Source organism: Vibrio sp. 10N.261.55.A7, assembly GCF_002877365.1.
GTDB lineage: Bacteria > Pseudomonadota > Gammaproteobacteria > Enterobacterales > Vibrionaceae > Vibrio.
Genome location: NZ_MCWZ01000051.1, coordinates 1 through 18,856, shown reverse-complemented (window position 1 = coordinate 18,856; position 18,856 = coordinate 1). Strand labels below are relative to the sequence as shown.

Annotated in this window: 20 protein-coding genes and 2 pseudogenes; 18 read left to right on the top strand and 4 right to left on the bottom strand. The window is 43.2% G+C overall.

The genetic code is table 11. The annotated features are described in order from the left end of the window. The 7 genes and pseudogenes from BCU12_RS04725 to rplI all read left to right on the top strand — a co-directional run. Positions 1 to 84, top strand: a pseudogene (locus BCU12_RS04725) (elongation factor Tu); the annotation flags it as partial. 177 nt (positions 85 to 261) lie between these two features. Beyond that, entirely contained in the window at positions 262 to 450 is a 189-nt protein-coding gene (locus BCU12_RS04720) for a (2Fe-2S)-binding protein (protein ID WP_102403207.1), read from the top strand. A gap of 89 nt (positions 451 to 539) precedes the next feature. Further along, complete coding sequence (gene bfr / locus BCU12_RS04715) at positions 540 to 1,019, top strand: bacterioferritin (protein ID WP_102403206.1); 480 nt, start codon at positions 540 to 542, stop codon at positions 1,017 to 1,019. Between the two features lie 262 nt (positions 1,020 to 1,281). Continuing rightward, a complete protein-coding gene (gene rpsF / locus BCU12_RS04710) occupies positions 1,282 to 1,680 on the top strand; it encodes a 30S ribosomal protein S6 (RefSeq protein WP_102403205.1) in 399 nt (132 codons plus the stop codon). Between the two features lie 115 nt (positions 1,681 to 1,795). Further along, a pseudogene (locus BCU12_RS23585) lies at positions 1,796 to 1,962 on the top strand (primosomal replication protein N); the annotation flags it as partial. A gap of 16 nt (positions 1,963 to 1,978) precedes the next feature. Next, positions 1,979 to 2,206 carry a 30S ribosomal protein S18 gene (gene rpsR, locus BCU12_RS04705; protein WP_000090472.1) on the top strand — a complete coding sequence of 76 codons (228 nt, stop codon included), beginning with the start codon at positions 1,979 to 1,981 and terminating at the stop codon, positions 2,204 to 2,206. A gap of 32 nt (positions 2,207 to 2,238) precedes the next feature. Then, positions 2,239 to 2,691 (top strand): 50S ribosomal protein L9, encoded by a 453-nt coding sequence (gene rplI / locus BCU12_RS04700; protein WP_102403204.1) that lies wholly within the window; start codon positions 2,239 to 2,241, stop codon positions 2,689 to 2,691. Between the two features lie 119 nt (positions 2,692 to 2,810). Here rplI and BCU12_RS04695 read toward each other — a convergent pair whose 3' ends face one another. After that, entirely contained in the window at positions 2,811 to 3,551 is a 741-nt protein-coding gene (locus tag BCU12_RS04695) for a DUF481 domain-containing protein (RefSeq protein ID WP_241909748.1), read from the bottom strand. A gap of 192 nt (positions 3,552 to 3,743) precedes the next feature. Between BCU12_RS04695 and BCU12_RS04690 the strand changes: the two genes are divergently transcribed. From BCU12_RS04690 to BCU12_RS04680, 3 genes are read left to right on the top strand one after another with little or no spacing between them, the layout of a single operon-like run. Further along, entirely contained in the window at positions 3,744 to 5,150 is a 1,407-nt protein-coding gene (locus BCU12_RS04690) for a replicative DNA helicase (protein ID WP_102403211.1), read from the top strand. After that, complete coding sequence (gene alr / locus BCU12_RS04685; protein ID WP_198599254.1) at positions 5,122 to 6,240, top strand: alanine racemase; 1,119 nt, start codon at positions 5,122 to 5,124, stop codon at positions 6,238 to 6,240. Before BCU12_RS04690 ends, alr begins: the two co-directional genes overlap by 29 nt. A gap of 5 nt (positions 6,241 to 6,245) precedes the next feature. After that, positions 6,246 to 7,442 carry a BamA/TamA family outer membrane protein gene (locus BCU12_RS04680; protein WP_102403202.1) on the top strand — a complete coding sequence of 399 codons (1,197 nt, stop codon included), beginning with the start codon at positions 6,246 to 6,248 and terminating at the stop codon, positions 7,440 to 7,442. A gap of 53 nt (positions 7,443 to 7,495) precedes the next feature. Here BCU12_RS04680 and BCU12_RS04675 read toward each other — a convergent pair whose 3' ends face one another. Further along, positions 7,496 to 7,915 (bottom strand): secondary thiamine-phosphate synthase enzyme YjbQ, encoded by a 420-nt coding sequence (locus BCU12_RS04675; protein WP_102403210.1) that lies wholly within the window; start codon positions 7,913 to 7,915, stop codon positions 7,496 to 7,498. 290 nt (positions 7,916 to 8,205) lie between these two features. Here BCU12_RS04675 and pgi point away from each other — a divergent pair, with 290 nt between their 5' ends. Continuing rightward, positions 8,206 to 9,858: a glucose-6-phosphate isomerase gene (gene pgi / locus BCU12_RS04670; protein ID WP_102403201.1), complete on the top strand. Its 1,653-nt coding sequence runs from the start codon at positions 8,206 to 8,208 to the stop codon at positions 9,856 to 9,858. Between the two features lie 134 nt (positions 9,859 to 9,992). On the opposite strand, the gene BCU12_RS04665 is transcribed toward pgi, so the two are convergent. Together BCU12_RS04665 and zur are read right to left on the bottom strand one after the other, a co-directional pair. Next, positions 9,993 to 10,454 carry a chemotaxis protein CheX gene (locus tag BCU12_RS04665; protein ID WP_102403200.1) on the bottom strand — a complete coding sequence of 154 codons (462 nt, stop codon included), beginning with the start codon at positions 10,452 to 10,454 and terminating at the stop codon, positions 9,993 to 9,995. Between the two features lie 9 nt (positions 10,455 to 10,463). Beyond that, positions 10,464 to 10,928 carry a zinc uptake transcriptional repressor Zur gene (zur, locus tag BCU12_RS04660; RefSeq protein WP_198599253.1) on the bottom strand — a complete coding sequence of 155 codons (465 nt, stop codon included), beginning with the start codon at positions 10,926 to 10,928 and terminating at the stop codon, positions 10,464 to 10,466. A gap of 492 nt (positions 10,929 to 11,420) precedes the next feature. Between zur and dusA the strand changes: the two genes are divergently transcribed. The 7 genes from dusA to BCU12_RS04625 all read left to right on the top strand — a co-directional run bounded on the left by dusA (position 11,421) and on the right by BCU12_RS04625 (position 18,468). Next, positions 11,421 to 12,461, top strand: a complete 1,041-nt coding sequence (dusA, locus tag BCU12_RS04655; RefSeq protein ID WP_277871253.1) for a tRNA dihydrouridine(20/20a) synthase DusA — start codon at positions 11,421 to 11,423, stop codon at positions 12,459 to 12,461. A gap of 176 nt (positions 12,462 to 12,637) precedes the next feature. Next, the gene (pspG, locus tag BCU12_RS04650) at positions 12,638 to 12,847 is read left to right on the top strand and encodes an envelope stress response protein PspG (protein WP_102403198.1); all 210 of its coding nucleotides are present in this window, start codon (positions 12,638 to 12,640) and stop codon (positions 12,845 to 12,847) included. 96 nt (positions 12,848 to 12,943) lie between these two features. Further along, positions 12,944 to 13,612: a TIGR04219 family outer membrane beta-barrel protein gene (locus tag BCU12_RS04645; RefSeq protein ID WP_102403197.1), complete on the top strand. Its 669-nt coding sequence runs from the start codon at positions 12,944 to 12,946 to the stop codon at positions 13,610 to 13,612. Positions 13,613 to 13,767: 155 nt separating this feature from the next. After that, positions 13,768 to 13,998: a hypothetical protein gene (locus BCU12_RS04640; RefSeq protein ID WP_102403208.1), complete on the top strand. Its 231-nt coding sequence runs from the start codon at positions 13,768 to 13,770 to the stop codon at positions 13,996 to 13,998. A gap of 93 nt (positions 13,999 to 14,091) precedes the next feature. Beyond that, on the top strand, positions 14,092 to 15,981 hold the full coding sequence (locus BCU12_RS04635) for an assimilatory sulfite reductase (NADPH) flavoprotein subunit (RefSeq protein ID WP_198599252.1): 1,890 nt from the start codon (positions 14,092 to 14,094) through the stop codon (positions 15,979 to 15,981). Beyond that, positions 15,981 to 17,699, top strand: coding sequence for an assimilatory sulfite reductase (NADPH) hemoprotein subunit (gene cysI / locus BCU12_RS04630; RefSeq protein ID WP_102403195.1), 1,719 nt, complete (start codon positions 15,981 to 15,983; stop codon positions 17,697 to 17,699). The genes BCU12_RS04635 and cysI overlap by 1 nt, the downstream gene beginning before the upstream one ends. Beyond that, complete coding sequence (locus BCU12_RS04625; protein ID WP_102403194.1) at positions 17,692 to 18,468, top strand: phosphoadenylyl-sulfate reductase; 777 nt, start codon at positions 17,692 to 17,694, stop codon at positions 18,466 to 18,468. The genes cysI and BCU12_RS04625 overlap by 8 nt, the downstream gene beginning before the upstream one ends. Positions 18,469 to 18,856 lie beyond the last annotated feature (388 nt).

Below are 18,856 nucleotides of genomic sequence, written 5' to 3'. Positions count from 1 at the left end.
GCAATGGATGAAGGTCTACGTTTCGCAATCCGCGAAGGTGGCCGTACAGTAGGTGCTGGTGTTGTTGCTAAAATCTTTGACTAATTAGTCAGTAGCAAAAACATCGAACCAAAAAGGGAAGCTTAGGCTTCCCTTTTTTATGCCTGTTATAAAATCCTTAGCTCTTATAACCAAACTGTCTAAATAATTAATTAATGTAACTGGTAATAATAACGGTTCTCATTTATATTTAGCTTTGTGTTGAATGTTTTAGGTTGTTGTATGTACGTTTGTTTGTGCCACGGGGTCTCCGATAAAAAAATAAAGAAGCTGGTTATCGAAGAAGGGATCTCTGATATTCGCGGTATAAAAAAATGCACAGCCTTAGGCAGCCAATGTGGTAAATGTGTCCGCCCAGCAAAAGACATCATAGACGAAACATTGTCAACGCAATTTAAACAAGCCAGTTAAAACGTTTTAAGGCGAAAAAATCGCCCTGAAACTTTGACTCTCTTCGTATTGGTTCTACATTTAATAGAACCACAGAGGAGGGCTTTGCCATGAAAGGCGATCCAATCATCATTCAACACCTGAATAAAGTTCTAGGCAATGAGCTTGTTGCCATCAACCAATACTTCCTTCACGCACGCATGTACAAAGACTGGGGCTTAAAGCACCTCGCAGATAAGGAATACCACGAATCTATTGATGAGATGAAGCATGCTGATCATTTGGTCGAACGGATTCTATTTCTAGAAGGTTTACCTAATCTGCAGGATCTAGGGAAGCTGAACATTGGTGAAAACGCGAAGGAAATGCTGGAAAGTGATTTAAACGTTGAAATGACAGCGATCCCTGACTTGAAAGACGCCATTGCATACGCCGAAGGCATTAGAGACTATGTCTCTCGTGATCTATTTCAAGACATCTTAGAAGATGAAGAAGAACACGTTGATTGGTTAGAGACACAACTTGGTCTGATTGAAATGACGGGTATAGAAAACTACCTACAAGCTCAGTTTGTGGATGAAGACGATTAATAACACGCACATTCTATAGTCAACTCAAGCCGTTCAAGCATCCATTGTTTGAGCGGCTTTATCGTAGTTAAACCATAATTTGTTTTCTTCGCGACTCTCCCCAAATGAGAAACCACTGTCAAACTCACATTTTTCTTGCCTATTCTGCTTCCTTTCTGTACTATTTGCCGTCCTTAATTCTCGGTCATTTATCTTTAGTTCCTTGCTTCCTCTGGACGACCGAGCCACTCGTGGAAGCTAATAATCCGTAAGGAGCAACCAAATGCGTCATTATGAAATCGTATTCATGGTTCACCCTGATCAAAGCGAGCAAGTTGCTGGCATGATCGAGCGTTACACTGGTTCTATCACTGAAGCTGGCGGTACTATCCACCGTCTAGAAGACTGGGGTCGTCGTCAAATGGCTTACCCAATCAACAAGCTTCACAAAGCTCACTACGTTCTTATGAACGTTGAAGCTGGTCAAGAAGTGATTGACGAGCTAGAAACTGCTTTCCGTTTCAACGATGCAGTTCTACGTAACATGATCATGCGCACTAAAGGCGCTGTGACTGAGCAATCTATTATGCTTAAGCAAAAAGAAGAGCGTGCAGAGCGTGCTCCTCGTCGTGAAGAGCGTACAGAGCGTCCAGAAGCTAAGCCAGAAGCAGCTGCTGAGTAATTTACTTCTGACCAAGTGAGTGGGTTCTAATAGTTCTTCTGTTAAGAGCGCATTCTATGCCAAATCCTGTGGAACGGTCACTTCCGAGTGCCTTCACCAAGATGAGAATTGATATCCGAGACAAGTTAATTGTTGATGGTTGTCAGTTGGTAAAAGGTCAAAGCAATCACTCAGAATTTAGTTCAAGGCAGTAATATTGAGATAAGCGTTTTTCGTTTATTAGACCAGCCTAAAGGGTATGGAAAAATCAGATTGCATGCCGACAACATTACTCAAATTTAAGATCAGGAGATAGCCCATGGCTCGTTTCTTCCGTCGTCGTAAATTCTGCCGTTTTACTGCAGAAGGCGTACAAGAGATTGACTACAAAGACGTAGCAACTCTTAAAAACTACATCACTGAAGCTGGTAAAATTGTACCTAGCCGTATCACTGGTACAAGCGCTAAATATCAGCGTCAACTAGCTCGTGCTATCAAGCGTTCGCGCTACCTAGCTCTTCTACCGTACACTGATAAGCATCAGTAAACGGTCGTTTTATTAAGAAAGAGGATTAAATAATGCAAGTTATTCTACTTGATAAAATCGGTAACCTAGGTGCTCTTGGCGATACTGCAAACGTTAAATCTGGCTACGCTCGTAACTTCCTTATCCCACAGGGTAAAGCAGTTATGGCAACTAAAGCTAACGTTGAAATGTTTGAAACTCGTCGCGCTGAACTAGAAGCTAAAGTTGCTGAACAGCTAACTGCTGCTCAAGCACATGCTGACAAAGTTAATGCTCTAGAAGCTGTTGTAATCGCTTCTAAAGCTGGTGACGAAGGCAAACTATTCGGTTCTATCGGTACTCGTGACATCGCTGATGCTATTACAGCAGCTGGCGTTGAAGTTGCTAAGAGTGAAGTACGCCTTCCTGAAGGTGCTCTACGTAACACTGGTGAGTTCGACATTAGCATTCAACTTCACTCTGAAGTTTTCGCTAACGTTAAACTACAAGTTGTTGCTGCTGAGTAATTTCAGTATCTAGACGAATTCTTCGTTATGAAGATTTTAAACACCGGCTTAGGCCGGTGTTTTTTTATGTCTGGAATAAAACATTTTTGGAGGAGCTAACGCTTGTTCTGTCGTGAGGGTTAGAAGATGAACAAAAGGTTGACTGAAAAAATACTATCTGCGTTACTCAACCCTTCTGGAACTCTATCGTGATATTGGCGAGCATAAGACAGTTTAAGAGCAATATCATCGGTGATGTTGTTGGTCGCTGTAAAATTCGTATCCAAACGTGTATTACTCGCGCCTGAAATAGACGTAACATCCAATGACATCGTTAAATTATTGACGACGTTCCAGTCAATATTGATGTTTCCACGAAAAATCCCTTCTTTAACGAGATCTGGAAATATAATGTCATCGTCTTTGATTTCATCCAAGTTGGGTTCTTGATATCGAAAACCAGGGCCTATCTCAACTTCGACCAAAAGCTTGTCAGTATTCGTAAACTGGTAACCTAAACCACCTGACATTGTGTGATCTTTAAAATAGGCACTGTAGCGCGATTCGAAGCCAGTAAAGTTACCAAACAAATACGTTTTCGGACTTAATTTGTAGTCGCTCTGTGCTCGGTAGTTAGACTGATGTTTGTCTTCTACACCATCTTTATAGAGCATGTGAAATTTCCACTCAGCGTTCGTACGGTGACGTCCCGACACGTATTCAGCGGCGAGTCGAGAGTTAAGTGACTGAGAGTCAGAATTACCTGTGTGCGCTTGATAGCCAAATTCTACTTCGGATTTCCAGGGAGAAGGAATATCGATATCGGATGGTTTCGGATCTGCAGTTTCAGCATAAGCCAGCGATGTCGTTAACAAGTAGATACTTGCAAACACAAGTTTACGCACAGAGAACCTCTAAAGAAAAAATGGGGGGAAATAATATGCTGATTATTGGCGTGCTTCGTCAACAATGAGTTAATTATCCCGAACTAAATTACAAACATCCGCTAACCTAATTACAAATGAGATATTCTCGTTATAATGGCGGCAAGAAAAGCGAATTTGAGCAAGATGATGGCAGACCAAAGACAGGATTTTAGAAAAAAAATCGACACAGATAAACAGGTTGATGCAATTAAAGTTCCCCCGCATTCATTGGAAGCTGAGCAATCTGTCATCGGTGGCTTGCTACTCGATAATGAACGTTGGGATTCGGTTGCTGAAAAAGTACTTGCTAACGATTTTTATAGTCGTCCACATCGACTGATCTTCGAAGCCGTTAAAGCCATTTTAGAAGACAGCCAGCCACTTGATTTGATCACACTCTCTGAGTTTCTCGAACTAAGAGAGCAGCTTGATGATGTCGGTGGTTTCGCTTACTTGGCCGATCTGGCCAAAAACACGCCGAGTGCGGCCAATATTAATGCTTACGCTGAGATAGTGGCTGAACGTGCGCTAGTACGGAATCTTATTGGTGTTGCAAACGAGATAGCCGATGCAGGTTATGATCCTCAAGGTCGCAGCTCTGAAGATTTACTTGATCTCGCCGAAAGTAAAGTCTTTGCTATTGCTGAAGAGCGCACGACAGAAAATGAAGGCCCACAGAACGTCGATAACATCTTAGAGAAAACTCTTGAACGAATAGAGATTCTGTATAAGACACCGCAAGATGGTGTGACGGGCGTGACCACTGGCTTCAACGATCTGAATAAGAAAACCGCCGGATTGCAGGGATCAGATCTGATCATCGTCGCAGCGCGTCCTTCGATGGGTAAAACCACGTTCGCGATGAACCTATGTGAAAATGCGGCAATGGCCCAAGATAAGCCAGTGCTTATTTTCTCACTAGAGATGCCTGCTGAACAGTTGATGATGCGTATGTTGGCTTCATTATCGCGAGTTGACCAAACCAAGATCCGTACGGGTCAGCTTGATGATGAAGACTGGGCTCGAATCTCCTCTACGATGGGGATTTTGATGCAAAAAAAGAACATGTACATTGATGATAGCTCTGGATTAACACCAACCGAACTTCGTTCACGAGCTCGTCGTATTGCACGTGACTCCGGTGGTTTAAGTATGATCATGGTCGATTACCTTCAATTGATGCGTGTCCCTGGCTTGCAAGATAACCGTACTTTAGAGATCTCTGAAATATCTCGCTCATTAAAAGCGCTCGCAAAAGAGTTGAACGTTCCGGTTGTTGCACTCTCTCAGCTTAACCGCTCCCTAGAGCAACGAGCGGATAAGCGCCCAATTAACTCAGATTTGCGTGAATCCGGAGCGATTGAGCAAGATGCTGACTTGATTATGTTTATCTACCGCGATGAAGTGTATAACCCTGATAGCTCGCTGAAAGGGATTGCGGAAATCATACTAGGTAAGCAACGTAACGGTCCTATCGGCTCCGTTCGTCTTACATTCCAAGGCCAGTATTCTCGCTTTGACAACTATGCGGGACCAGCTTTTGACGACGAATAACAACATGTCTTATATGAATGCAGCGACGGCGTGTATTGATTTAGCGGCTTTAGCGCATAACTTGGAGTATGTAAAAGCTCAGGCTTCCAACAGCAAAGTCATGGCGGTAGTTAAAGCCAATGGGTATGGTCACGGGCTTTGCCAAATAGCGAAAGCGGCACAAGCTGCCGATGCTTTTGGTGTGGCGAGAATTGAGGAGTCTCTTCAATTACGAGCCATTGGTATAACGAAACCCATTCTATTGCTTGAAGGTTTCTACTCATCAGGCGATCTACCGACACTGGTTCAAAATGACATTCAAACTGCCGTCCATTGCGAAGAGCAATTAATTGCATTAGAGCAAGCAGAACTTGATGCTCCGGTCGTGGTTTGGCTCAAAGTCGACAGTGGTATGCATCGTTTGGGCGTAAGACCAGAGCACTTTAAAGCGATCGAAGCCCGTTTACTGGCTTGCACTAATGTCGCAAAGCCGCTTCGTTATATGAGCCATTTCGGCTGCGCTGATGAGTTGTCACGCCCAGATACTCAAGAGCAGCTCGATCTGTTTCTCTCACTCACAGATTCCTGCGAAGGTGAGCGCTCGCTCGCGGCGTCAGCTGGATTGCTAGCATGGGAGTCGACGCAATTAGATTGGGTGAGACCTGGCATCATTATGTATGGCGTCTCTCCTTTTGCTGATAAAACAGCGACACAGATGGGTTTTAAACCGGTCATGACGTTGAAGTCACCTATTATTGCAGTACGCGAAGTCAAAGCGGGTGAAAGCGTTGGTTACGGTAGCGCATGGTTGTGCGAGAAAGATACTAAGATAGGTGTAATAGCGATAGGGTATGGTGACGGATACCCACGAATGGCTCCTAACGGTACACCGGTTTGGGTTAATGGCCGAAAAGTACCCATTGCAGGCCGAGTATCTATGGATATGTTAACCGTGGACCTTGGCGCGGATACCACAGACAAGGTGGGTGATGTTGCGATTCTTTGGGGGAGTGAGTTAGCTTCCGAAGAAGTCGCCGATCATATCGGGACGATAGCCTATGAGCTAGTGACGAAATTGACCTCCCGTGTAGTCATGGAATATAAGAAGTAGCGCTGATGTCTCGATGGATCCAAGGTGTACTTGTTGCCACCTTTGTACTCTTTGCTAGTACGGCGCTGACAAAAGAGAAAGACTCAGCGTTTGTCCCTTTCTTTTTTGGCAGTGAAACACTTGGGTTGAGTCTGGGTGTTGCGGGAGTCGCTAAGGGGGTTGGTCAGCCTCAAGCCGCTCTTTTTGGTATGGGGCTCTATTCCGATAAAGACAGTTACATCGGTTTTTTATCTGCGTTTAATTACGCTTTATCTGAAAACCTACTAGTTAGTACCCAGCTTTATCAAGCCAAACTGAATCAAGCACCGTATTATCTTGGTGATCAAGGCGATAACGATTCTGATCTTCAAAACAAAACCATTGTTGATGGGTTTGAAGAAAACTACCAGTTTGAATTCAAGTTTCTATTGCCATGGGGCACAGTAAAAGACGAAGGTTACATGGGGATGTTCAAACCCCAGCGAGATGTTTCCTTTGCGAGCCCAATGGATTCTGGCGTCACTTCTATATCGTTTGTTCCTTTCTATACCTCTCGGAAGATCACTGATAATTTCATCGATAAAGATGTGGCAAAAGGGCTGCGGCTTATCCTTGATTGGGATAATCGAGATAGTACTCGTAATCCTACCAAGGGCTCTCATTCTGAACTGACGTTTACGATGGGCTCTGATGACTGGGTAGACAGTGAAATATGGAATCAAATTGAATTCCAAAACAGTCATTACTTTTCATTGGGCTCATTAGGCAGTGTGTTTGAGCAGCAGGTTTTGGCGCTAGACTTTTATACTGCCGATACACCAAGTTGGAATCGATGTAATGATTCACAAACCTGTGTTCGACCACCAGAGCATGAGCAGATTCGCCTTGGTGGATTGTATCGACTACGAAGTTATACTGGCGGCCGTTATCATGGGCGCTCAGCGATCCATTACTCTGCTGAGTATAGAATGATCCCAGAATGGCAGCCGTTGGGTGATATTCCTGTCATTAATTACTACGATTTACCTTGGTGGCAATGGGTCGCATTCGTTGACGTTGGGCGTGTCGCTGAAGAGTATGACCTTAAGACACTGCATACCGATATGCAGTGGAGTGTCGGTGGCGCCGTTCGATTTCAAGTGGAAGGTATTGTGGTTCGAGCTGAGTTAGCAAGAGGAACAGAAGAAAGCCTGTTTCGAGTCATGATAAACCAGCCATTCTAATTCATTGAGTCATGTTGCTTCCTTTGTAAGAAGCAACATGGTTCATCTCAATGTTATTCACCTTGAACGGTCGCAATAATGAGTCTTCCGCTTGCTCTATTCCTATGTTCTCCCAAATAAATTCCTTGCCACATTCCCATCGCAAGTCTCCCTTCACTTATAGGTATGGACACACTATGCCCGATAGAAGATGACTTTATATGGGCCGGCATATCGTCTTCTCCCTCATAAGTATGTTGATAGTAAGGCGCGTTTTGAGGAACGAAACGATTGAAATGGGCTTCCATGTCAAGCCTAACCGTTGGGTCTGCATTTTCATTTATCGTTAGGCTAGCAGAGGTATGCTGAATGAATAGATGTAAAACCCCAATTGAAAATGATGACAATTCAGGAATTTGTTGTTCAATTTCATCAGTTATGAGATGAAAGCCACGTTCTCTTGCTGAGAGTTGAATGTTTTTCTGAAACCACATAGTCTGTCCTATAGCGAATTTTAAGGCTTTAAAGTCATGGCTATCAGCCATCGAGCTTAAGCAAACAAGGATTATTTTATCCTAAGCTGTTAACGTGACATACTTCAATGTCGGGGTAATCAGGCTAGGTCATAATCTAGGCCTGAAAATTTATTACAACGTTTTTCAAAGTGACTGATTGAATAACATTTTTATTTTGCTAACCGGGGATTCTATTTTCTCTTTTACACCAATAATAGTAAGAGTCGATTGGATAGAATTAAACCTCCTGTAACATCGGAATTGACACCATGTTGAAAAATATCAACCCAACACAAACACAAGCGTGGAAAGCTCTAACGGCACATTTTGAGTCAGCTCAAGATATGGACATGAAAGCGCTTTTTGCTCAAGATGCAAGGCGTTTCGAGAGCTTCTCCACTCGTTTCGGTTCTGACATCCTAGTGGATTACTCTAAGAACCTTATCGACGCTGATACTATGCAGCACCTATTTGCACTTGCAAATGAGACTGAAGTGAAGTCTGCAATCGAAGCGATGTTCAGCGGTGATGCAATCAACAAAACTGAAGGTCGTTCAGTTCTTCATACAGCTCTACGTAATCGTAGCGATAATCCTGTATTGGTTGATGGCAAAGACGTAATGCCAGCTGTTAATGCAGTACTTGCAAAAATGGAACTGTTTACGCACCGCATCGTTTCTGGTGAGTGGAAAGGTTATACAGGCAAAGAAATCACTGATGTGGTAAACATCGGAATCGGTGGCTCAGACCTTGGCCCGTACATGGTGACTGAAGCACTAACGCCGTACAAAACTCGCCTAAACATGCATTTCGTTTCTAACGTTGATGGCACTCACATTGTTGAGACTCTTAAGCCTCTAAATCCAGAAACAACGTTGTTCCTCGTTGCATCTAAAACTTTCACCACTCAAGAAACAATGACGAACGCACACTCTGCGCGTGATTGGTTCTTGGCTGAAGCGGGTGACTCTGCGCACGTTGCTAAGCACTTTGCAGCACTATCAACTAACGCGGCTTCAGTGGCTGAGTTTGGTATTGATACCGACAATATGTTTGAGTTCTGGGATTGGGTGGGTGGTCGTTACTCGCTATGGTCAGCGATTGGTCTTTCTATCTCATTATCTGTTGGCTTCGATAACTTCGTAGAGCTACTAGATGGCGCACACGAGATGGATAACCACTTTGCTTCAACTGAGTTTGAAAGCAACATCCCTGTGATCCTTGCGCTTATCGGCATTTGGTACAACAACTTCCACGGTGCTGAGTCAGAAGCTATCCTGCCTTACGATCAGTACATGCACCGTTTTGCTGCTTACTTCCAGCAAGGTAACATGGAATCAAACGGTAAATTTGTAGACCGTGAAGGTAACCCAGTCGAGTACCAAACGGGCCCTATCATCTGGGGTGAGCCAGGTACAAACGGACAACACGCTTTCTACCAACTGATTCACCAAGGCACTAAGCTGATCCCATCAGACTTCATTGCGGCTGCAATCAGCCACAACCCTGCATCTGACCACCACCAGAAGCTAATGTCTAACTTCTTTGCTCAAACTGAAGCTCTAGCATTCGGTAAGACAAAAGAGACAGTAGAAGCTGAATTCCTAGCAGCAGGAAAATCAGCGGAAGAAGTGGCAGAACTCGTACCTTTCAAAGTGTTTGAAGGTAACCGCCCAACGAACTCTATTCTTGTTAAGCAAATCACGCCTCGTTCTTTAGGTAACCTCATCGCGATGTACGAGCACAAGATCTTTGTTCAAGGTGTTATCTGGAATATCTTCAGCTTCGACCAATGGGGTGTAGAGCTTGGTAAGCAACTAGCGAATCAAATTCTACCTGAGCTTGCTGACGATGCAGATGTAACGTCGCACGACAGCTCAACGAACGGTCTGATCAACGCATTTAAAGCGCTTAAAGCCTAAGATTGTTTGAGTCGTACACAGTAAAAAACGCCAATCGAGAGGTTGGCGTTTTTTTATGTCTTTAGAACGGCAGATAATAAAAAGGCTGACGTATGTACGTCAGCCTCTTAGATTCTTAGTGATTGCTTCTGTAGTTATTCGAAACAGATCTCAATGAAGGCGTTACCCCATTGCGAGGTGAAAGGCATAATAATGATTGCCCCTTCGCACTTGTGGCGAATGGTGTGACCTTTACCAGCCACGACAATAGGCGTCGCCATATCGAAATCGAAGCCACTTTCGGCAAGAATTCGTTTTGCACCACCCGTGACCATATTGGTGATTTCACCCACCATGTCGGTGACTTCTTCATTAATTCCATTGGGTCTTTCACCCAGCATATTCTGCATGATCTCAAGAGCAAGAGCTTCATCGAACGTAATAGACATTGAGCCTCGGCTTTTGTCTCCTACCATTCCGATTAAACCAGACACATCGCCGCGAGCAATTTCGTCTTTCTTTACTCTAGGCTTTTGAGGCTTCAACTCTAGTGAAGCCATCGTTTTCAAAACATTCATCAACGATGCTAAAAACGGGTTTACAAATTCAGCGCGCATAACCTTCTTCTATATCTTATTTTCTACATTTGAGGAACATGTTTGGCAAATGCCATGAGATTCAATCACATGATTCGATATCTTAAAGCCATGTTTCTCTGCGTTCTTAGCCAACAAGCTAACAAGGTTATCATCTTGTAGCTCAATAACGTTACTGCAACTGTCACAAATCAATAAATGAGAATGATGTTTATCTGCATTACATGAGCAACATGAAATGAAACTGTTGGTCGATTCAACTTTATGAATGAAACCCTGCTCAAGAAGAAAGTCTAGTGCTCGATACACTGTAGGCGGCTTTGCCTGAGGTTCCGTTTCTTTAAGATCCTCAAGAAGCTCATAAGCTGAAGAGGCTTTTTTACTTGCACAGATCAGTTCAAAAACTCTTTTTCGTTGAGGAGTTAACCTCACTCCGCGTGAGTTACATATTTCTTCTATTTGCTGTACGAGATTTTGGTCCAACTCAATCACCATAAACATTGGACATAATTAATAATATACCAATTTTGTCTAAATATCGTTTACTGACATAACTATTTATTTCAACCTAGCTATGACTAAAACCATAACACTTCCACTAGAGGCTATAAGTTACCGCAAATACAGGTTAAGCGATAGCTTGAACTTTCTACTCGATAGTGCAGTGCTAAGTGTTGTGAATTAAGTTCAATTCTTAGGGGGATCTTGTTCCACATCTTCTTGGTTCTTATTTTCTATTATAGATTCGTCCTTAGCTGAATTTCTCTTTGGTTTGAAATATTAAGCTAAAATAGATGATTACAATGGTTATCTACTAGTTGGAATGTCTCAGCCATGACGGCTGTTTTTTTGGTTTGGGGCTAATGCTATCTTTAGTGTAGAATCCTCGCCTCAAATTTAAAGAGGATCTAGTCAATCACTAACAAGTATTAGTTAGATCTTCTACTAGTAATCAATGGCTGAATTTCGGGTAAATAGGGCGTAATAATGCAAACTGAAGCAACTCAAAAAACAACAGACGTAAATGAAGCGCTGGTGGTAAACCCTCATTTCTACCATTCCCGATTTTCGATTGCGCCTATGCTCGATTGGACAGACCGCCATTGTCGCTACTTTCACCGACTGCTAACGAGTCAAACCTTGCTTTATACAGAAATGATCACCACGGGTGCAATTATCCATGGTAAAGGTGATTTTTTAGAATACAACGAACAAGAGCACCCTGTTGCCCTTCAATTGGGGGGCTCTAACCCTGTTGATTTGGCAACATGTGCAAAATTAGCGCAAGAGCGAGGTTATGATGAGATTAACCTCAATGTAGGGTGTCCATCCGATCGAGTTCAAAACGGTCGATTCGGTGCGTGTTTGATGGCGGAACCGCAGTTGGTGGCCGATTGTGTTTCAGCTATGAATGATGTTGTTGATATTCCGGTTACGGTGAAGACACGCATTGGTATCGATGACCAAGACTCTTATGAGTTTCTCACCAACTTTATTTCGATAGTGTCAGAAAAAGCAGACTGTGAGCAGTTTACTATTCACGCGCGCAAGGCTTGGTTAAGTGGTTTGAGCCCGAAAGAAAACCGCGAGATCCCTCCGCTTGATTACGACAGAGCGTATCAAATCAAAAAAGACTTCTCGCATTTGTCTATCGCGGTGAATGGTGGTGTGAAAACCTTAGATGAAACATTGACGCATTTGAAGCACTTGGATGGTGTGATGGTTGGGCGTGAAGCGTATCAAAATCCGTATTTTTTAGCGGAGGTTGATCAACAGGTGTTCGGGCTCGATAAGCCAGTGATGAAGCGCAGCGAAGCGGTAGAGTTGATGCTTCCTTATATAGATAAGCAATTGTCGAATGGTTCTAAACTAGGTCATATCACTCGCCATATGCTTGGGTTGTATCAAGGTATGCCTGGTGGGCGTCAGTGGCGCCGATATATTAGTGAGAATGCGCATAAGCCTGGTTCGGGTATTGAAGTGGTCGAAGCAGCATTAGCTAAAATCCCGAAAGAATTGAATGTGTAAAATTTACTCATAGAGATGGCGAAATTTGCCAGATGAGTGTTAGGAGGGGATGATCATAGAATGGTTATCCCCTCTTTTTGTTTTATTTATTTGAAATTTAAACAAAAATAAACTTGGCCTGATATCTGCTAAGTACTTATTCATAGGACATTGGTTTTCATCGGGAGATATAGAATATGTTTGAGTTGATTTTTGTATTGGTTTTTGTGGCAACATTGCTCGTTACTGGCATTACATTTATGACGCTTTTTGCTGCGACAGTTCTTTCATTTCTAGTATTAGCGGTACTGGGTATGGTTGGTGTTGTATTTAAGTTGATTCCATGGCTAATTGCGATTGCTATTGGCGTGTGGTTTTTCAAGAACTACGTTTATAGCCCGCGCTAACTCTTAATTAGCAAAAATTCAAAATGTATTGTGCTATCATCCTCGGTAACTATCAAAGAAAGCAATGCTGCATCATTTATTTAGGGATTACATAGGATGAATATTCGGGGATTGGGGTTAGGTTTTTTATTGCTTGTAGGCTCATCTTCAGCGGCGGCGCAGTCGCCTTATAATATTACTCTCGGCGCTGATATGTGGTGGGGTAGCACGAAGGTGAATGAGGTTCGTAAAGACGATGACACACTTCCGAGCCTTTTTTTAGCACTTGAGCATGAGTTGCCGTACCTACCTAATGTGAGTTTCCGTTATACAGCGCTCGATGCTGAGTTCGTGGCGTTTGATAAATATGACTATACCTTCTATTACACGCTTCTTGATCACGAGTTGATGGATTTTGATGCCGGCATAGCGTTTAGTCAGTTTTCAAACAGTAAGTATGTGGCGCCGATTGGATCTCAAGCTGGCAGTATGAGTTCTTTTGATGAGTTAACCTGGAACTGGTATGGCAAAGCTACTATCAATGTTCCGAATACCAATTTTGATGTTATTGGTCAAATTGACTTTGGTGACAGTAAGGGCTTAAAGACAACAGATTTAGTTGCAGGTATGCAGTATCGCATACCTGTTCGTACTGGAGAAGTTGCATTAAAAGCGGGTTACCGTGTCATCGATATAGAATCGGAAAAGTTTGATGTTGATGTGCCTGATCACAAGGGCTTTGTGTTTGTGAATGGCTTCTTCCTTGGTGCAGAGCTTAACTTTTAGTGATCTTCATCCTTATTTTAATAACGCCACTTTATTAAGTGGCGTTTTTTATATCTAGTCGTTATATAGAAGGGCTATTTATTAGCAGATTGAGCAGAATCGTCCATGCTTATTAGGTGACTGTAATTATTCACTCAATACTGGTGCGTGATGATATGACGATAACTGAGCTGAGAAGTTTATACCGTGAAGACAAATTGGTTGAAGCGATCATTGAACCTTCAGTGCAAGAAGGGAGTTGGGTGGTGGAGTTTCGTCATGCGCGCGGAGGGTTCGTTTTGCTCACGGATTCTCACGGAGGTGAATGTCACTACATGGATCTGGATCTCGCCTCTAAGTCTGCAATGGCGGTTGGTTTCTCGCAGGTACGAATAGAACCCAACTAAAGCACTCTCCCTTTCTACCTTACAAAAAGTTATAAAACATACTTATCTATTCTTTCTTGTTATTAGCAAGAGTGGTTAATCTATCGACACGCAATGAATAGGGATGTCGTGACCATGTCTTTAAATAAGAAAGAGTCCTCTCAACAAGAAGTGTCAACTGGAAACACTTCAGCAAATGATCAGGCTGCATTTACTGCGCCTATTAATCAGCAGCAAATTGGACAACTTCAACAAACAGTTTCTGAATTATCACCCAATCAACTCGCATGGGTGAGTGGCTACTTCTGGGGACTAAGTCAGTCTCAGAGCACTGCTGCTTCAGCACCAATTGAACAAGCTGCAGCGGCTGTTGCTTCAAAACCTGCAGGCAAGTTGACCATTATTTTTGCTTCTCAAACAGGTAACGCTAAAGGGGTGGCGGAAGCGCTAGAGCATGAAGCTAAGCAACTAGGCGTTGAAGCTCAGCTTGTTGATGCCAGTGATTATAAAGGTAAGAGTTTAGCAAAAGAGACGCACGTGATTTTTGTCGCGTCGACCAATGGAGAAGGTGAAGCACCTGATAATGCCATTGAGCTGCATGAGTTCTTACAATCTAAGAAAGCACCTAAGCTACCTAATTTAAAATATGCGGTTATTGGTCTTGGTGATTCAAGCTATGAGTTCTTCTGTCAAACGGGCAAAGATTTTGATGCTTACCTATCAAAACTAGGCGCGACGTCTTTCATTGATCGCATCGATTGTGATGTCGATTATGAAGCGGAAGCGAAAGAGTGGCGCGTTAAAGCGCTCGACATCCTTCAAGAAGATCTGTCTTCTGGTAACGAAGCTGAAGTGGTTCAACTTCCTGTTGGCCAAGCGTCATCTCATTCGCAGTATACAAAGCAAAATCCTTATACAGCGAGCTTACTTACCAGTCAGAAAATCACTGGTCGTGATTCTGGTAAAGACGTTCGCCATATCGAAATCGATCTTGAAGAGTCAGGGATCACTTACCAGGCGGGTGATGCACTTGGTGTTTGGTATGAAAACAGCTCAGATCTTGCCAATGAAATTTTAGCGAAGGTTGGCTTGTCAGGCGTTGAAAGTGTTGAAGTTGATGGTGAGAGCTTATCGATTCACAGTGCCCTAGTAAGCAAGTTCGAAATCACTGCATCAAATCCACAATTCGTCACTAAGTTCGCGGAGCTATCGGGCAGTAAAAAGTTACAAAAGTTGGTGGAAGATAAAGACAAACTTCGCCACTACGCGGGTGACACACAAGTTGTTGATGTACTGGCAGAGAAGAAAACAAAGCTGTCGGCTGATGACTTGATTGGTTTACTTCGCCGTTTAACGCCACGATTGTATTCCATTGCATCAAGCCAAAGCGAAGTAGATGAAGAAGTTCACTTAACGGTTGGACTTGTTGAATACCAAAAAGGTGATCAGTCTCGTCTCGGTGGCGCATCTAGCTTCTTGGCACAACGCCTGGAAGAAGGCGGTGAAGTGAAGGTGTTTATCGAAAACAATAACAACTTCAAACTTCCTCAAGATGATAACGCGCCTGTGATTATGATTGGTCCAGGGACGGGTATTGCCCCTTTCCGTAGTTTCATCCAAGAGCGAGATAATCGTGATGCGGAAGGTAAAAACTGGTTGTTCTTTGGCGATCGTACCTTTACGCAAGACTTCCTATACCAAGTCGAGTGGCAGAGATATTTGAAATCAGGCCTCCTGACTCAACTCGATGTTGCCTTTAGCCGCGACCAACACGAGAAAGTCTACGTTCAACACCGAGTGTTAGAGCAAGCAGAGCAAGTATGGCAATGGTTGCAAGATGGCGCGTATATCTATGTGTGTGGTGATGCGACTCGTATGGCGAAAGATGTCCATGAAGCGCTGATCGAAGTGGCAGAGCAGCAAGGTAAAATGTCACGTGATGACGCAGAGGAATTTATTAACACGCTACGCAAAGAAAAACGTTACCAAAGGGATGTGTACTAATGAGCAAGCAAGAACAAGAAGTATTGGGTCAAGTGCTTGGTCCATTCGCAGACAATGAACGTTTAAAGCGTGAAAGTAATTTCTTACGTGGCACGATTGAAAATGACCTTCAAGACCGAATTACGGGTGGCTTTACCGCTGATAACTTCCAGCTGATCCGTTTCCACGGTATGTACCAACAAGACGATCGTGATATTCGAAATGAACGTGCAAAGCAAAAGCTAGAGCCTTTGCATAATGTCATGTTGCGCGCGCGTATGCCGGGCGGCATCATTTCACCAAAACAGTGGCTCGCGATAGACAAGTTTGCGACAGAAAACACCAGTTACGGAAGCTTACGTCTTACGACTCGTCAAACGTTCCAATTCCACGGTGTATTAAAGCCAAATATCAAGCTTATGCATCAAACGCTAAATAGCATCGGCATTGATTCAATTGCGACAGCGGGCGACGTGAACCGAAACGTACTTTGTACAACCAACCCAGTTGAATCAGAACTGCACCAAGAAGCGTATGAATGGGCGAAGAAGATCAGTGAGCATCTTCTGCCTAAAACAAAAGCGTATGCTGAAATTTGGTTAGACGGTGAAAAAGTCGAGACAACAGAAGAACCGATTTTGGGGAATCATTACCTTCCCCGTAAGTTTAAAACAACGGTTGTCATTCCACCGCAAAATGATGTCGATGTACATGCCAATGACTTGAACTTTGTTGCGATTGCAGACAACGGTAAGTTAGTAGGATTTAATGTCCTTGTTGGTGGTGGTCTAGCCATGACACACGGTGATACATCGACTTATGCTCGTAAAGCCGATGACTTTGGATTTGTTCCACTAGAGAAAACACTAGATGTCGCAGCGGCAGTCGTCACGACTCAGCGTGATTGGGGTAACCGCTCAAACCGTAAGAATGCGAAAACGAAATATACGCTTGATAGAGTAGGTATCGACGTTTTCAAAGCGGAAGTAGAAAAACGCGCTGGCATTGCTTTTGAAGAAAGTCGAGCTTATGAATTTACAGGCCGAGGCGATCGCATTGGTTGGGCTGAAGGTATTGATGGCAAACATCACCTTGCTCTATTTATAGAGAATGGCCGTTTGTTAGATTTCCCAGGCAAGCCTCTTAAAACAGGTGTTGCTGAAATCGCGAAAGTACACAAAGGTGACTTCCGCATGACAGCCAACCAGAACTTGATTGTTGCGGGTGTTCCAGCGAAAGAGAAAGCTAAGATAGAGAAAATTGCCCGTGCGCATGGGTTAATGGATGATTCTGTCAGTGAGCAGCGTAAAAACTCCATGGCCTGTGTGGCTTTCCCTACGTGTCCACTTGCAATGGCAGAGGCTGAAAGATTCTTGCCACAGTTTGTGACTGATGTAGAGAGCATTTTAGAAAAGCATAAGCTAGATAAAGAAGAGAACATCATCTTGCGAGTAACAGGCTGTCCGAATGGATGTGGTCGCGCAATGTTGGCTGAAATTGGGCTTGTTGGAAAAGCACCAAACCGCTATAACCTGCATTTAGGTGGTAACCGTGCAGGTACGCGAATACCTAAAATGTATAAAGAGAATATTACTGATAAGCAAATACTAGAAGAGATCGATCAACTAGTAGAGCGATGGGCAAATGAGCGTGAGCCGAATGAAGGTTTTGGTGACTTTACCATCCGTGCTGGAATCATCGACGAAGTCATCGTATCAAAGAGGGATTTACATGCTTGATTCTGTAGCTTCAAAACTGAAGTTAGCAGATCTGCTCTCATTAACTAAGACGGAGCAAATCCTCCGTCTTGCTGAAATTAATGCAGAGCTAGAACAGCTAACTGCGCAGCAAAGAGTTAAATGGGCATTGAATAACTTAGAGGGAACGCATGCGGTCTCTTCAAGTTTTGGTATTCAAGCTGCAGTGATGCTGCATTTAGTAACACAAGTAGAACCTGATATTCCGGTCATACTGACAGATACGGGCTACCTGTTTAATGAAACGTATCAGTTTATAGACCAGTTAAGTGAGAAACTGACTCTAAACCTTAAAGTGTATCGCTCTCAAAGTAGCCCTAATTGGCAGGAAGCTCGTTATGGGAAACTATGGGAGCAAGGTATAGAGGGAATCGAGAAGTATAATAAACTTAATAAGGTCGAACCGATGCGCAGAGCATTGGATGAACTTGAAGTGGGTACCTGGTTCTCGGGTTTAAGAAGAGAGCAGTCGGCGAGCCGAGCGAACCTTCCTATTCTCTCGCTTCAGAATGGCGTGTTCAAATTCTTACCTGTCATTGATTGGACAAACAAAGATGTACACTACTATCTTGAAGAGCATGGATTGTCTTATCACCCACTAAGAGAAGAAGGGTATTTATCCGTTGGCGATACTCATACTTCTAAAAAGTGGGAGCCAGGAATGAATGAAGAAGAAACTCGATTCTTTGGTTTGAAAAGAGAATGTGGCCTCCATGAAGACGATGGTGAGCAATACGGCTCGGGAATCTAAAAGTAAATATCCGAATAAAAAGCTGCGTAAGCAGCTTTTTTTATGTCTGAAGAAAAAGGTATTCTAAGAGGATTGTGAATAACATTGGGGATAAGATGTAAACTAGATCTGGGTAAAAGTGCGAAAATAAGCGTTTGGATGAAAAACTATCGATTAATGCTATTTTTTGCATTATTTCAGAAATATTACTTGCCAACGTGAGCGCGATCTCTATAATCCCTCCTCGTTGACGCAGCAGTGGCTTACGAGCTACCAAGCAGTGTTAACAAGGCTTGAAAGCAAAATGAGAAAATTTCAAAAAGTGTTTGACACTGAAGATTATCTCGCTAGAATGGCCGCCTCTTCCAAGTGATGCAAATCACAAAAGAAGACGCTCTTTAACAATTTA